The following is a 775-nucleotide window of genomic DNA, read 5'->3' on the forward strand; positions in this document are numbered from 1 at the left end:
CTCCGCATGTGGTGATTGAGCCCGAGGGCGCGACGGCGCCGGCGGGGGAGACCGACGGGCGTGAGGTGCCCGGTGGCGCGGGCGAGCCGGCTGGTGGCGCCGGTCCTGCCGGTGGGCAGCCCGGTGCCGGGTCCGCGACGGATCCCGCCCTGAAGCCCGCGACTGCGACGCCCAAGACGATCACGACAACCAAAACGACAGTAAACAGGACCACGGTGTCCACGCCATCCAAGGCCAAGGCTGCCGGCGCCGCCACCGCCACGCTCCCCAAGACCGCCGACAGCAACTGGATCGCCGCCTCATTAGCGCTATTCCTGCTAGGAGCAGCGCTTATAGCTGCCGCGCACCGCTGCTCGGTATCGCATGCATCGTCATGGCGGTTGTTCCCGCTTTGAGCTACGCAGGCAACCGATTAAAAGCGAGTTTTATGTTTCCCAAAGTAGGGGCGCACCGGCTAACGCCGGCGCGCCCCTACTACTGAACGGACAGTTTTTATTACTAAGGATACGGCAGCAATCCGTACATTCCGCACACTGATATTTTCTGTATTGAAGACGTCGATGATGCACCCGTATACCATTGACGTCGACACCATCAGATGCGGACCGCGCGGTGACCCCACATTCCGCTGGCGCCCACAGGGCTGCCCTCGTTTCCTGACATGTCCCGCGCGGGCCGCGGCGAGCCGAGACCGCCGCATGACCTAATAGGAGCATGGAGCGATACCGCGGACCCGAACAACCGCATTCTATCGCGCCCCGTCAGTGTGCCGTCT

General features: G+C 63.7%; 1 protein-coding gene. It reads left to right on the top strand.

Going from position 1 to position 775, the window contains the following annotated elements:
• On the top strand, positions 1-395 hold a 395-nt coding region (locus tag JMJ97_RS09460; RefSeq protein WP_260700113.1), incomplete at its 5' end, for a hypothetical protein.
• Between the last annotated feature and the right edge of the window lie 380 nt (positions 396-775).

The organism is Collinsella aerofaciens (assembly GCF_025289055.1).
GTDB lineage: Bacteria > Actinomycetota > Coriobacteriia > Coriobacteriales > Coriobacteriaceae > Collinsella.